This is a genomic window from Paenibacillus sp. QJM3NY_38, assembly GCF_056173265.1.
On sequence record NZ_CM149665.1, the window covers coordinates 4,997,695 to 5,011,889 of the forward strand.

The 14,195-nt window shown below is 54.2% G+C and carries 11 protein-coding genes; 2 read left to right on the top strand and 9 right to left on the bottom strand.

All coding sequences use genetic code 11. The annotated features are described in order from the left end of the window. Positions 1 to 39 precede the first annotated feature (39 nt). The 9 genes from AC0VZ8_RS23105 to AC0VZ8_RS23145 all read right to left on the bottom strand — a co-directional run bounded on the left by AC0VZ8_RS23105 (position 40) and on the right by AC0VZ8_RS23145 (position 11,885). Positions 40 to 438, bottom strand: a complete 399-nt coding sequence (locus tag AC0VZ8_RS23105) for a DUF6508 domain-containing protein (RefSeq protein ID WP_475484538.1) — start codon at positions 436 to 438, stop codon at positions 40 to 42. 82 nt (positions 439 to 520) lie between these two features. Next, complete coding sequence (locus AC0VZ8_RS23110; protein WP_475484539.1) at positions 521 to 874, bottom strand: hypothetical protein; 354 nt, start codon at positions 872 to 874, stop codon at positions 521 to 523. Positions 875 to 1,187: 313 nt separating this feature from the next. Then, on the bottom strand, positions 1,188 to 1,613 hold the full coding sequence (locus AC0VZ8_RS23115) for a hypothetical protein (protein WP_475484540.1): 426 nt from the start codon (positions 1,611 to 1,613) through the stop codon (positions 1,188 to 1,190). Between the two features lie 136 nt (positions 1,614 to 1,749). Further along, positions 1,750 to 2,226 carry a DinB family protein gene (locus AC0VZ8_RS23120; protein WP_475484541.1) on the bottom strand — a complete coding sequence of 159 codons (477 nt, stop codon included), beginning with the start codon at positions 2,224 to 2,226 and terminating at the stop codon, positions 1,750 to 1,752. Positions 2,227 to 2,430: 204 nt separating this feature from the next. Further along, the gene (locus AC0VZ8_RS23125) at positions 2,431 to 3,057 is read right to left on the bottom strand and encodes a fibronectin type III-like domain-contianing protein (RefSeq protein WP_475484542.1); all 627 of its coding nucleotides are present in this window, start codon (positions 3,055 to 3,057) and stop codon (positions 2,431 to 2,433) included. Positions 3,058 to 3,097: 40 nt separating this feature from the next. Beyond that, positions 3,098 to 6,214, bottom strand: coding sequence for a glycoside hydrolase 5 family protein (locus AC0VZ8_RS23130; protein ID WP_475484543.1), 3,117 nt, complete (start codon positions 6,212 to 6,214; stop codon positions 3,098 to 3,100). Between the two features lie 3 nt (positions 6,215 to 6,217). Next, the gene (locus AC0VZ8_RS23135; RefSeq protein WP_475484544.1) at positions 6,218 to 7,591 is read right to left on the bottom strand and encodes an alpha-L-fucosidase; all 1,374 of its coding nucleotides are present in this window, start codon (positions 7,589 to 7,591) and stop codon (positions 6,218 to 6,220) included. Between the two features lie 365 nt (positions 7,592 to 7,956). After that, a complete protein-coding gene (locus tag AC0VZ8_RS23140; protein WP_475484545.1) occupies positions 7,957 to 9,474 on the bottom strand; it encodes an extracellular solute-binding protein in 1,518 nt (505 codons plus the stop codon). A 125-nt stretch (positions 9,475 to 9,599) separates the two neighbouring features. Continuing rightward, entirely contained in the window at positions 9,600 to 11,885 is a 2,286-nt protein-coding gene (locus AC0VZ8_RS23145) for a helix-turn-helix domain-containing protein (protein WP_475484546.1), read from the bottom strand. Between the two features lie 459 nt (positions 11,886 to 12,344). Between AC0VZ8_RS23145 and AC0VZ8_RS23150 the strand changes: the two genes are divergently transcribed. Both AC0VZ8_RS23150 and AC0VZ8_RS23155 read left to right on the top strand, forming a co-directional pair. Beyond that, positions 12,345 to 13,271 carry an ABC transporter permease gene (locus AC0VZ8_RS23150; protein ID WP_475484547.1) on the top strand — a complete coding sequence of 309 codons (927 nt, stop codon included), beginning with the start codon at positions 12,345 to 12,347 and terminating at the stop codon, positions 13,269 to 13,271. Positions 13,272 to 13,308: 37 nt separating this feature from the next. Then, positions 13,309 to 14,187 carry a carbohydrate ABC transporter permease gene (locus AC0VZ8_RS23155; protein ID WP_119847215.1) on the top strand — a complete coding sequence of 293 codons (879 nt, stop codon included), beginning with the start codon at positions 13,309 to 13,311 and terminating at the stop codon, positions 14,185 to 14,187. Positions 14,188 to 14,195 lie beyond the last annotated feature (8 nt).

Consider the following 14,195-nt stretch of genomic DNA (forward strand, 5'->3'; position numbering starts at 1 on the left):
TAAGTCATTTCGGTACGAGGATAACAAATATGGGTAGGATCAGGATAATGTGCTCTTTAATTCTCTCAGTCTTAACAGAATTTTAGCTGCGTACCCTTTCATGCATACGTGGATAAATAACCCTTCGTTAAATCGATCCCCCCGAATATAACTGGTCATTAATTTTCTAAGGGTTGTCAGATCGGCGTTCATGATGCTGCTATCCACTTCATGATCTAAGTTCCTGTAGATCTCGTTCTCCATTAACCAATCACTCCAGTTGAATACCATTAAGAAGCCGACATCATCTAACGCTTTACGAAAACTTCCGATTTCCTGACTTTCGTGCATATATTCATTAACTTCATGGTAAAAAACGGAACCAGGATCTTGGAAATATTCGAGGTATTGGAGTAATTGATCCACATCCTCGGAAGTTAAGTCTGCGTCATACGTCATGCAATCACCTCACTGATTCTAATTAATCCCTGCACAGGGTTTCACGCCACTTATGGATAAACACCTGAAGGCACTAGTTCTACTAGCGTCCTGTCGGAGCTTTCCTAGCCTCGAATGTAATCATCTGATCCGCTTTAACAGGTTTATTCAACCATGTATAGTCAGCCGACTTCGTGATCTCTTCATATCCCTGCTTCTCTAGCATGAGTTCAAATTCGTGGTATCCATACCAACTAAGAGGAAACCGCTGCAGCTCGGTCTGAACCAGATGGCCTTCCTTCCACTTTTCATATTTCAAAATCGAGACGATCCGCTGGTCAAGCAGATTGCATTCCGTACGTCTATCCTCCAGAACGATGACTTCGTTATCGGAAGTTTCCCAGCTTCTAGTCGAGGTGTAATTCGCATCAAAATTAGTAGGAATAAACAAATCCACAATTAATCTGCCACCAGGTTTAGCAATTAGACTTCTCTTTTCTCATCCGGTCGATAGAGGATTCTTTGATAATCCCAATCTTTAGTATCCATATCGCCTAAGTACATTCGCTTATGTTAGGAGAAGCTTGAGCGAATCGTATGGGATTGACGCCGTGTTTTTTCTCGTCCTAGTAGAATCTATTTCTTTAGAGGCATTCCTTACATCATATAAGAGAGTCGCAGGAAGAACTATACCCATTATATTTATAAATAATCAATACCAATATCATATTCATCGCTGCTCACGTAACATAGTCGCTGATTGGATTGATCTATATGCCTAATATGCTAATGACCTTGTAATTCTGCAGTTGAAGCGAGATCCAGTCCACGAATTCCTGCATGAGCCGGATTAATTGATCCATATTCTCTTCCAGGGCATCGATAAAATCCGTTTCAGACGAAGTAAATATGAAGCCAATATGGTCCTTCAACTCCTCAGCTTGGGGACGGCCTCTCAAAAAAACCAGCGTTTCTTCAAGCCTGTTCACGATCCGCATCCATATTTCTGCATCCACTTCATTGAAAGCATAGTGGCCGTACGGTTCGTATTCTTTTTTAACGGCGCTTTCCAGGTAACCGAAAGTCTCTTCATCCATATAGATCGAATCCTCGTTCCAGCACCGATCCCGGTAAGGCCCCGGCAGTACCTCTATGTAGCATGAACCTTCCAGCTCATCCAGCTTGTATATTTTCATAACACCATCCTTCTTGTTAACCTAGCATTCTCATTCTATTTTACATCCTAATTTCCATTTGGTAAAAATAGCAAAAGGACTCCCCGGCTCATGAGATCATGACAGAAGGAAGTCCCCTATGTGTGGTGCGTTTAAGCTACGCTCTTAAAAAGGCAATGTAATCCGTTATTAACCCTTTATGTCCCAAATGCCGAAGCATGGTCGTGATATTACCTCTATGATAGGTTCCATGATTTACGACCTGCTGGAGAATCTCCGAAATCGAATTCTGAAATGCCTCACCCGCTGTGTTGTGGTAAGTCACAACCTTCCCCATATCGCCAACCGACGCTAAATATTCATGGTGCTCGGTTTGGAGCCGGCTCATGTATTGATAGGCTGCTTCCAAATTCGCGAACGGTCTCGCGGCAAGCGACGGAGGACTTTCTTCCTTGATCCGGGCAAACCAAACTTCCTCCGCAGCTGCAAGGTGACCGAAGACTTCGGCGATGGATTTAAAGCCCAGATTCACTTCCTGCAGAAATAAGTCTTCCGGCAAGGATTGCAAATGATTCCATACTCTTTCGTTCGCCCAAATGTGATAGTCGTACAATTGAAGATACGCTTCGTTCATTCTGCTCTCTCCTCTCTTGATTCCTTTATCGGTCGATCGAAATGCACGATATGATATCCTGATACAACATCGATCCCGACGAAAAAGCCCCCGGATTCTACATCCGATATGAGCACAGCAACTGGCCTTGTATAAGGGTATTCTCCACTAGATTCGGTTATCCTTTTTTCAACGCGTTCAGCACTCGGCCGACCCCACCATCTTTCACCGTGTTGGTAAAGCTTTCGGCTGGTCATCCGGCGCGACCAAAGGGATCCGGTGGAAGGAGCTGGGCTGGAAGCTATTTAGCCCAACCCCAGCGACCATACGTCCCTTAACTCTCACCATCAAACTTGCGATCTCTCCTCTCGTCGAGTCGGGACCGACCTGAATGCGGAACTCACCGGGCTCCACTACCGGCTTCAGGTCAAGACCGATCAATTCCAGCTGCTCGCTGCCGATGGTGAACGTTACTTCCTGCGTCTCTCCGGCCTTCAGGAACACCTTGCGGAACCCTTTCAGCGCCTTCTCGGGACGGGTAACGGAAGCGGCCAGATCCGAGACGTACAGCTGAACGACTTCCGCGCCGTCCCATGCTCCCGCGTTGGTCACGTCAATCCGGACCGTCGCTTCGCCGCCTATGGGAACGACGGCCGGCTCTACCGTCAGACGGCCGTAACGGAATTCCGTATAGCTTAAGCCAAAGCCGAACGGATACCGTGGCGCAAGATCCGTCTCCAGGTAACGCTCGCCCCGGGTCCGTCTGGCATTGTAAGAGACCAATCGGCCGAAGAACCTCCCACTATGCATTTCCTGCAGAAGGCTGCACCGCACCTGGATGAACCAGATCAACGGCTAAAGCCTCTTCCAACCGTTAATGGGCGAGCACGCCTCAAGATGGTTGGCTCTGCCGGATGCGAACCTCCTCCGGCCGGTAAACCGTCTGCACTTGTCCCCCGGCATCGGTCGTAAACATCACGGTCCGCTCCCGCTCCAATTCGAAAGCGTAGACCTTTCCGGTTGCCGTGTCCTTTACCTCGACCTCTGCGCTTGCCCCATGCTCGGAGACGAAGACGTACAAGCTTCCTTGCCCGAACGCCAGCTTGCGGCCGTAGATGCCCGGAAGCTCGCCTCCCTTCAGCCATTCCAGCTCAGGCGAAACGGCTGCGGAGCGGATAGCTTCCGCGTACAGAGCCTGGATCGGCTCCCAGCGCTCGTTCATCTCGACCGGGAGCGGGCACCAGATGAACTGTCCCGAGCCCAAGATCACCGTGACGGGTGCTAGCGTCCCATCCAACCGGCCCGCCGGACGATCCACCGCCAGCGCGTTAATCTTCCGCTCGCCAAACGAAACGGCGAAATGCGCTCCCGCCAGCTCCAGCGTTTCTTCCCGAAGAACGTTAGCATGGACGGTGTCGCCGATCTCCTGCTGAAGGCGATGCGGTGCCGGCCCCCAATACACATCGGTGCGAAGCGGGCCTGTCCACAAGACCGTGCTCCCTTCCCTTGCCAAGTCGAGGAGCTGGGCAAACGCGCCATCGTCGAAATTATGCGCGCTCGGCACGATGATCAGCTTGGCCGGATAGCGCTTCAGGTCCCCCAGCTGATATTCGCCGATGCCCCGCGGATGGACGTTCATGCCGAACGTCAATGCGCGCATGGCCCGCGTCGTCGCTTCGTAGGCCAGCTTGCGGCTGGAAAAATCATTCGAATACGGGTAAACGACGGCGATATCCTCCAGCTGACGTTCATCGTCGAACAGGCCGGCTGCTTCCTTCATGAAGCGGCCGAAGTCATAGGACACATCGGCCTCCGGCTTCTGCGTTCCGTCCGCCCGAAGCGCCCCGATGTTGGATTCGTTGGCATTATCCATGAAGTAGTTAATATTCCAAATCCACTGCACGGCACCCGCGCCCCCGGTCGAAAACGAATACGCATACTTCCGTTCCAGGATGTTTCGAAGCTCTTCCTCCGTCCGCTTGGCGATGCCGTCCGGACGCTGCACGTGCATGATGCCGGTCTCCTGGATCAGATTCGGCTTATCCGGCGTTTTGGTAAATATGCCGTCCCAAGCCAGGTGATCGTTCTGCCACCAGGAGTGGACCGTCGTGTAATCGACGGCGGGACCATAGAACGAAGGCGACGGACGCTGGGAGCAGATGCCCTCATCCTGCCCGACCGTTACCAGCTGGCGGGGATCGGAGCGGCGAATGGTGCCGATGAGCTCGGACGCCCACCGATTATGCATGTCCATGGTGAACAGCGTGAAATCGATCCACGGTCCCCACTTATTCGGCTGAAGCACGCTGTTGAACAGCTTGTCGTCCGGACTCGGCGCAAGCGCCGACTCGAATGAAAGCAGCTCGCCCGGCGTCATGTTCCAGCGCTCCTGAAGCTGTGCCAGATCATCCCTGTGGCGCTGCCGCAGCCACTCGGACCAGGCCTGCCGCTCGAACCGGTCCCCTATCGATACAGGCCCCTCGAAGATTCGCTTCGGATCGAACAGCGAGGGCTCGTTGATCAGGTCCCAATGCACGTTGGTCGTGCCCCTGTGACGTCCGACGATGGAGGCGACGAAGCGCTTTTGCGCCTCCACCGATCGCGGATCCAGGTAGGGGTTCACGCCTTCCCAAGCTTCGGGCGCAAACGAGAAGAACGTAAACGTCACTTCCAGCTCATGCCGCTTGGCTGTCAGGATAAAGGCATCGATCGCCCGCATGACATCCTCGGCGGCATGGCCGTCGGCAAACATAATCATCCGGTACCCCGTCCATATGCCCGTCCGGATCAGGTTGATCCCTGCCCGCTTCATCTCCGCCATATCCGCATCCCAACGCTGCACGTTCGGCAGATGGAGGAATTTGCGCGCGACGTCGGAGGTCATGTACGTCATGCCAACGATCGGAACCGTCCGTCCGCCGCGGCGGAAGTAATCGCGCCCGCATTCCAGCCGCTCTCCCGCCTGCAGCAGAGGACGATCGACGCCCCATACCGCCTGGGTCAAGGTGCGGCGTTCCCCTGACTCGGACTCGGCTTCGCAAACGATCCGGTACAAGCCCGCTTCCAGCCGTACTGGTACGGACAAGCGAAGCTGCTGCAGATCCCGTTGTTCCATGCCGGCTTCCGACTTCACGTGTCCGGTCCAGACGGTCTCGCCGTCGTCTTCCTTGATAAGACTCACCGCAAAATGCCAGGTTTGCGCCGGGGAGGACGTCCGGGACAACGACTGCAGCTGGATCGTCAACCGCATCTGCTCGCCCGGCTCGTAGGAGGCGTAGTTCGGCTTCAGCCACAGCTCCGTCACGCCTGTTCCCGCGTATTCGGCCAGATCTTTCAGGATGTCCATCCCTTTCGTCTCCCAGAACGATGCCCTCAGCTGCTGGTTGATCAGAATCCAGCGGCCCCCGGCGTAATCGCCCTTATGCTGCTCCAGCATGACGACCGGAGCGGACCGCTCGCGTCGATCACGGTCCACGCCGATCAGCAGCGGCGAGATGACGGCGTCCATCGGACCGCATGCCCCCATCTCGGCCGGGATGTCGCTCGCTTTGGTCGGGTGCAGCGTTAAGCCCCAGGTGGGCTCGATGCCGAACAGCTCCTCGCGCCCCTGCAGGATCGGGTATTCGGCGGAGGCTTTCAGCTCCCGGACGCGCGATACGTCAACCACCAGCGCATCATGGATATCCATTCGCTGATGATAAGCCAGCTGCTCGCGTTCGGCATGCCAGCTTCCGTTCAGCTCTCGAACCGGCTTGCGGAAAGGCACGTCCCCGGCATGAACCAGACCGCCGCCAGCTTTCAGATGGCCTTCGATGGCCGCCCAAGCCGCTTTCGGAAAATACGGCCCGTGCAGATGCATCAGCGCGTCCCAACCGCCTTCCGTCAGACGCTCAGCCACGTCCGCGGAACCTGCGACCACCGCCCATTCCCGCAATCGTTCCAGTGCCTCTGCAGACGGACGTTCGCCATCGTAAGGAAAGTGCTCGTCGTAAAATACCAGCGTTCTCATCGCTTACTCCTTTCTGGTCCGCGGCTGGCCGTCGACGTATACGGATGTTCCGCGCGTTCGGGCCCAGTCTGCGATCCGGGAAGGGTCGCCGGTCCAGAGGCGGTTCACTCCCCATTCATTGGTCTGCGGCCGCTCCTCGCATTCAATGCTTATGACCGGGAACAGCTCCGTCGGACGTTCCCGCGGAAGCCCTTCGATCCACAGCACGTCGCCCTCCTGTCGGAACGACAGCTCCTGTCCCGTTGTCAGCAGCGTAACCCGGGATACCGGCGTAACCAGATCCGCCAGCCTCAGCACCGGCCTCCCATCCCAGAAGCGGATGATGAGATACAGCTTGTTGTCTTTCATCGTCTGCCGCCCGTAGGTGATGAACTCCGTGAGGTTCCCGCCGTCGGAGCCATAGATGGCCTCGCCGTGAACGTCCAGCCACTCTCCGATCTTCAGCGCCCGCTCGACGAAGGCCGGCGGAAGCTGTCCGTCGGGCTGCGGTCCGACGTTTAGCAGCAGATTGCCGCCCACGGTGCCCCCTTTTTCCGCGCACTCGCACAGCATGTCTAGCAGGACGTCAGCCGGACGCCAGCGTTCACCGTTCGTGTAGCCCCACAGCCTCCACGTGGTGACCTGGCTGGATTCCCACAGCCGCTTCTGATCCGGGACGATGACATGCTCCGGCGAGCCGAAGTCACCCAGCACCTCGGAATCGCCCGAGCCGCCGCCGCCGTCCGCATGCAGCTTCTCCTCCTCGGACAACCCAAGACGGTTGTTGACCAGGATATCCGGCTGAATCGACTTCATCCGTTCCACCAGTTTGATGCTGTCCAGGTCCTCCGCGGTTCGCGGCCAGACCCCGTCAAAAAAGAAATGATCGATGCGTCCGTATTTCGTGACCAGCTCTTCCACTTGGGCATGCAAATACTGCTTCATCGTCTCCCAGCCCTCGGGATCCTTCTCCGGTCCGTCGAAATATGCCGGGATCCGCCAATCGATCCAGGAATAATATAAGCCGACCCGAAGTCCCTGGGACCGGAACGCATCGGTAAATTCGCGCACCAGATCCCTGCCTGGCGCCTGCTTCGCGCTGGAATAATCCGTCGTGGCCGTATCCCACAAGCAATATCCGTCATGATGTCGCGTTGTTAAGCAGGCATATCTCATCCCCGCCTTGCGCGCGGTGTACGCCCAAAGCTCGGCGTCAAAGAATACCGGATTCCACTCGCAAGCTTTCCGTGCATATTCGGCCTGGTCCAAGTGCTCCCGAAACAGAACCTGCTCGCCGCGCCCGTATTGGGCATAAGGCCCGAAATGAATAAACATCCCGTACCGGCTTTCCGTAAACCATTGCCAGCCTTCCCGGATGGCTTGTGTTTGCTTGGTCATGAACTACGTCCTCCTTATTCCGCACGGCTCTTGCCGTGCGGTACGCCCTGATAAGTCTTTCGCTTCCTTGCTCTTTGAGCAGTCTCAAGGCTTCCTATGACCTTTACTCTAGCCCGAGAATCCCTGTCTTGAACACTTTACTTTTGAGATAAAACTTTGATTTTGGCCAATATTGGAGAATTGAAGTCCTAAACGGTAAAGTTGATCACTTTTGAATCCCCTTGAATTCCCCTTGGAATTCCCTCTGTACTCCTATCAGAACAATCCATGACGATGCACGAAAAAAAGCAACCCCTCCCCGGTTATAAAACCGGGTAAAGGATTGCCCTGTTCCATGATTTCTTAGTGTGTTCGTGTGCCTGAATTTACGACTGACCGGCTCTCCATTCATCAAATTGCCGTTTGTATTCATCAACGACCTCATCGAGACCAGCGGACTTCATTGCGGCCAGCATTTTATCGTAGGCGTCCTCGTATTTCACGACCCCGTGCATGACCGGATAAACACTAGTCTTCAGCTCGGCGATGCAGTTGGCGTACTGCGAAGCAACGTTGGTCGGATCGAAGGTGAAGCCGATCGTGATGCTGTTCACGGCGTCTTCCGATACCGACGTGCGGCGCTCCAGACGCGCTGGATCCGTATTCGTTGGATAACGGTTCATCTCAACGTGGCCGAGCAGCCAGTACGGAAGCTCGTAAGCCGGAGAACCGTTCTCGTTCTTGGCCAGATAGTCCTTGGTATTCTTGCCGGTATCCTTCCAATGCACATCCTTCACGCCGCTTTGAACGAGATCCATGTTTTCCTGACTGCTGTATACCCAGTTCAAAAATTGAATGCCGGCCTCTGGGTGCGGAGACGTAGCAGAGATCCCGTTGGAATTGCGGATCGCGTAAGATCTGAATTTCGGCTGGTCGGCCAAATAATAAATATCCAGCTTCGCGTCCGGGAACGTCTGACGAATGGCGTCGCTTAAGCCGACGTCGCCCGGACGGTACAGATAACGACCGGCCAGCTCTTCCTGGTTAATGACCTCCGTCGGCGTCGTAAGCAAATCGCTCATGATCAGACCGCGCTTGTAAGCCTCGTTCATGAACAGCACGTCTTTTTTGAACTCCTCGGTTTCGAACCAGGACTTCACGTTCCCCTGCTGGTCGATGTAAATCATGTTGTCGGCCACGGTAAACGGATAGGTGTCGTAGGTCGTATGCAGGAAGTAGGCAGGCTCCTCCAGCATCTTGATGTATACGTTCTTGTTGTCCTGCGGCCAGTTCTTCTGCAGCGTCTCGGCCGCATCGAGCAGCTCTTCCGGCGATGTTGGTGGCTTCAGGCCGTTTTTCTCGAGCAGATCGGTGCGTATCGTGAACATGCCATCGTTATAAGCGGTATCCGCCCAGAAGTTCGGCACGTACGTGATCTTGCCGTTGATTTTCGACGACTCCCAGATCCAGTCCGGCATGGAGGCTTTCAGCTCGCTGCCATACTGATCCAGCAGATCGTCAATCGGAATGATACCGCCGCTGCCCGCAAGCACCGTCGGTCCTTTGGTATCGTGCATGATGGCGATCAGCTCGAATTCCTCGCCCGTCGACATCATGAGGTTGGTCTTCTGATCCCATACATCCCACGCGATGTATGTCGGTTCGTAGGTAAGGTTCAGACCGTCGGCCTCCAGCTTCTCGTTGATCGCTTGGACCGCCGCATCCAAATCCTGCGGCGCGGAGCCCGGAAGCAAATACCGTACCGGCAGCTTGTCCCCGCCGGCATTCTCGCCGCTCGCCGATCCGTTCTCGCCGTCGGCATCGCCTCCGCCGGAGCAGCCTGCGATCACGGATACCATGAATATGGCGGCCAACCATAGTGCTAGCGCTTTCCTTTTTTTCATGCATGTGTCCCCCTGTCTTCATTTGGTTTAGTCATGCGGTACGATTCCTATCTTAAGGAGACATTAGGGAAAACGTATACTTCAAAATGATGGTTTTCGCCATTTTAAAACACTGAATCTGCCCGTCACTGCGCCTTTTTCGTCTCGATTGCATGCTGGCTGCGGAACTGGGCCGGCGAGATCTGGTAGTGCTTTTTAAACAGCGTGTAGAAATAGGTCGTATTCAGGATGCCCACCTGCTCGCTGATCGATTGAACGGACTCCTCGGTGCTTGCGAGAAGCTCCCGCGCCTTCTCCAGACGAACGGCATTCAGGTAATCGTTGAACGACAGCTCGCAATGCGCCTTGAACAGCTTGCCGACATAGCTGCGGGACAGCTTCACCTCGCCCGCCACCTGCTCAAGCGACATATCCGGCCTTGCATAATGCTTGCGTACGTACATCTGGATAAAATCCACCACCTCCGCATGCCGGACCGCTCCCGATTCCTCGGACAGGCTGCAGAGCCTAAGGGCAAGATCCTTCAGGGCATCCGCGGTTTCCTGCAGCGTCTGAAAGCGGGTAATCCGCCGCGTAAAGTCGAGGAAGAGATCCGCGCTTTCCCGATTTTTCACGGTATGGACATTGAGCTGCTTGTACAGGCCGCCGATGAACTGGTTGATGAAAAACATGACTTCATGGTAGTTGTAATCGCGTATTTCCTTGATCCACTGATCGATTTCCTTCTCCAATTTATCCCGCTGCTGCAGCTTGATGGCCTCGATGATGCGCTTCTCCCGCTTGTCCGGATACTGCGCCTCGGAATGCTCCGACTCCGCGGCGATGACCGGATCGCTATGGAATATCCTGCCTTTTCCCGCGAAAAAGCGCTGCTGGAAGCAGGACTGCGCGCAATCGAACGATTCGCGGAGCTCCTCGTACGTCTGCGCAGCCGTTCCGATGCCGACGGTGACGGACACGCGGAGCGTGCGGAGCATCTCGCCCTGCAGCTCCTCCAGCATGCCCAATACATGGAGCGGAAGCCGGCTCTGCTTCATGGGGAGAATGATCGCAATGGTCCCATCCCCCACCGTTGCCACGCTCGCTCCCTCCGGCTCCAGCATCTGCTGAGCCGCCTGGGCGGCGGCCGCGCAGGTATAGGACTGCAGCTCCTCGTCCTCGCCCCCTGGCGAGCCGTCTAAGCTGTCGAGCAGAAGGACGGCCGCCAAGAAATAGGGCGCCTTACCATCGCGGGCCAAACGGCGGAATGCCGTCTCGTCGCCGCCTTTCAGCAGCTGCAGCACATGCGCCTGCCGAGCGACGGAAGCCTCGGACTCCATCGACTTCATTTTCTCCGTCATTTCGGCGTAAGTGGTATCCAATATGGCAAATTCGTTGATTTGCCGCCGGTTTTCCTTCATTTTCGGTATGGTGCTCATTTTCTCCAGCAGGTGACGAATCGGGTTGTACGCATGATGCGTCAGCCAGATCGACAAGAACATGCTGACGACGAAACAAGCCAAAGCGAGAACCAGCGCCGACGTTCGGAGGGCCTGCATGTTGAACAGCAGATTTTGATATTGGCTTACGCTGATATACGTCCAATTCATATCCTTGGATTTGACGTAGGTAACGAGGCTCTTGCGGCCGTCGATGGAGCGAGTGAAGTAACCGCTTTCCGCGTCCGATTCCAGAATGGACTGGACATAGGACTCCTGCGATATATTCTCCATGAACCGGGACCGATCCGAATGGGTGATGATGGTTCCCTTGTCGTCAATGACGTGCAGCGAATCCACCGCTTCGTTGCGGTAACCTCCGATCAGATCCTGGATGGTGTCGGTGCTCATGTTGATTACGATTGCGCCTTTGGAGCTTAGCGGCGAATAATAGCTCGGAAGGAGAACGAAAGTAAGGACGTCTTCGCTCCGGTTGGCCGAAGCGGAAGTGGTGGTAGAGATCTTGCGAGGGAACAGGTGAAAATAAGATGTATTCTTGCTGTTGATCTCCTCCAACAGCGCCTTCTCCTGCTCCTTGGTAATCCCCTTCGTATTCAGATACGTGTTATTCAAGCCGTTATAGATCCCGATCGAATGGATGAAGGGATATGTGGACTGGACTCGGTTAAGAGTGCCGAATACCCCATACTGTTTCACCGGATCGGCCTCTTTGTCCAAAAGGGCGTTCACGATCTCCTTGTCGCTGAGCAGTAGGTTGCCCACGTTATACACCTGGTCGCGGATGACGCTGGATACGGCGCTGTTCTGCTTCAGCATCGACTCGGATATTTTCCCTACCTCCTTCGCGGTGCTCCAGGAGAACATCATGTACAGGACGACGGTTACGAGGGCAATCATGGCTGCCGTAAGCAAAATAAAGCTGAGAAACATATTTCGGTACACCGCATAACGGAATAATCGCTGCCGGATCATATTCTCCCTCCTTTATCATTCGGTCTGTATAGTTAACTGAGATCTTATCATGCATGAATATTACTAACATTATATGTAATATACATGTTAATTTAATAGTGTTTCCTAACGATCCGATCACTTGGAACGGTTTCATATTTTACTCTCATCTTACATTTGCTCAGGGCATTCATCAATATGAAAACGCATTCTTAATTTCCCTCCCCAAACTTCTCATTATAGAATTCATCGGCCAAAACCCTTATGATACCAAGTCTTTTTGGTCATTATTCAATTCTGGCGACGCTTTGTGAAATACTCAAATTCGAAGTTTTTGCCGTTTTTTAAAGCAGGTGTTCCCCCTTTCAATCCGCTCAAACTCCATTTTCATAGTTTACTGCACGCGGCAACTCTCTTTACACTCGAAACAGAACTGCTACGCTTGCAGCCCCCATCACTTACGAAAGGACGTGCCTACTCATGAAAAAAAGCCGTTTCGGCTTCCTGCGCGAAATCCGCTCGAACGGATCCGCCTACCTGCTCGTCGTACCGGCTGCCATCTATACGCTGGTCTTCGGTTATTTCACGCTTCCGTACATGCTCATTGCGTTTCAGAAGTTCAACTTCAAGACGGGACTCTTCAATTCCGCCTGGGTCGGCTTTGACAATTTCAAGTTCTTCTTCTCTTCGCCCCGGGCTTGGGAGGTCACCTTCAACACCTTGAAGCTCAATTTTCTATTTATCATCGTTGGCACGCTCGCAGCCATGGCGCTGGCCATACTGTTCAACGAGCTCCGCAGCCGCTGGTTCTCGAGGGTGACCCAATCCACGATTTTGTTCCCGCATTTCTTGTCCTGGGTTATTGTGAGCTACATCATCTACAGCTTGCTGTCGACTGACTACGGTATCCTGAACCGGATCCTGGCGTTCTTTCATATCGACCCCATCAACTGGTACGCCTCTCCGCAATACTGGACGTGGATTCTTACGACCGCGGCGGTCTGGAAGGACCTCGGGATGAACCTCGTCATCTATCTGGCGGCTATCACGGGAATTGATGACAGTTATTACGAAGCCGGCCGGATCGACGGCGCTACCCGGTGGCAGCTCATCCGCCACATCACCATTCCGCTTATGCTGCCGACCATATCCATCTTAACCCTGCTGGCCTTGGGCAAAATCATGTACGGCAGCTTCGACATGATCTATGCCATCGTGAAGGACAACGGGCTGCTGTATCCGACGGTTGACGTCATCGATACGTATGTGTTCCGTTCCCTCCGCACCATCGGGAATCCGGCACAGGCCATGGCGGTCGGACTGTATCAATCCGTGGTCGGCTTTATTCTCGTATGGGGCAGCAACAAAATCGTGAAGAAGGTGAATCCGGACCATGCCTTGTTCTAAAGCAAGCCGGAATCATTCGGAAGGGAGCGAAACCTAGATGACGTCCAGACCTAAATTTTTCGACGCCGTGAATGCCGCGCTGATCGGCATCATCTCCATTCTCTGCATCTTGCCGATGCTGCTTGTGCTCATGGTGTCCTTTACCGACGAAGCCAGCATTAAGCAATTCGGCTACCAGCTGTTCCCGAGCGAGCTGTCGCTGGATGCCTACAAGCTGCTCCTGTTCGGCAGCACGCCGCTGTACCGGAGTTACATGATCTCGATCATCGTAACGGTCGTCGGCACGATCCTTGCGGTCACCATCACGTCCATGGCCGGATATACGCTGGCCGCCAAGCACATCCGTTACCGCAACGGGCTCGGATTGTTCTTTTTCATTACGATGGTGTTTAACACGGGCCTGGTGCCCTGGTATCTGATCAACCTGAATCTCGGCATGAACAACACCATCTGGGCTCTGATCATACCGTCCCTTGTGTTCAACCCGTTCAACCTGTTTCTTGTACGCAACTATATGTCCCAAATTCCGCCTTCCCTGACGGAGGCGGCCAAGATCGACGGCGCGAGCGATTTCTATATCGCGTTCCGGATCTACTTCCCGCTCTGCATGCCCGTTCTGGCCACGATTACGCTGTTCTACGGCATTGCTTACTGGAACAACTGGTTCAACGCCATCATGCTGGTGGACAACGAGAAGTTGTATCCCCTTCAATACCTGCTGTTCAAGCTGAACTCCGAGATCAGCATGATCCAGCAGATGCAGAGCAGCGGCGCCATCCTCGGCGCCCAGACGCTGCCGCAAGAATCGGTGAAGATGGCCACCGCCATTCTGACGATCGGGCCGGTGGTGCTGTTCTATCCGTTCCTGCAGCGGTATTTCATAAAAGGGCTGTTGATCGGCTCTTTGAAGGAGTAAAGGTATTA

Coding starts and splice junctions, on each gene's coding strand:
- AC0VZ8_RS23105 (WP_475484538.1), bottom strand. CDS start 438: ATGACGTATGACGCAGACTTAACTTCCGAGGATGTGGATCAATTACTC.
- AC0VZ8_RS23115 (WP_475484540.1), bottom strand. CDS start 1,613: ATGAAAATATACAAGCTGGATGAGCTGGAAGGTTCATGCTACATAGAG.
- AC0VZ8_RS23120 (WP_475484541.1), bottom strand. CDS start 2,226: ATGAACGAAGCGTATCTTCAATTGTACGACTATCACATTTGGGCGAAC.
- AC0VZ8_RS23130 (WP_475484543.1), bottom strand. CDS start 6,214: ATGAGAACGCTGGTATTTTACGACGAGCACTTTCCTTACGATGGCGAA.
- AC0VZ8_RS23135 (WP_475484544.1), bottom strand. CDS start 7,591: ATGACCAAGCAAACACAAGCCATCCGGGAAGGCTGGCAATGGTTTACG.
- AC0VZ8_RS23140 (WP_475484545.1), bottom strand. CDS start 9,474: ATGAAAAAAAGGAAAGCGCTAGCACTATGGTTGGCCGCCATATTCATG.
- AC0VZ8_RS23145 (WP_475484546.1), bottom strand. CDS start 11,885: ATGATCCGGCAGCGATTATTCCGTTATGCGGTGTACCGAAATATGTTT.
- AC0VZ8_RS23150 (WP_475484547.1), top strand. CDS start 12,345: ATGAAAAAAAGCCGTTTCGGCTTCCTGCGCGAAATCCGCTCGAACGGA.
- AC0VZ8_RS23155 (WP_119847215.1), top strand. CDS start 13,309: ATGACGTCCAGACCTAAATTTTTCGACGCCGTGAATGCCGCGCTGATC.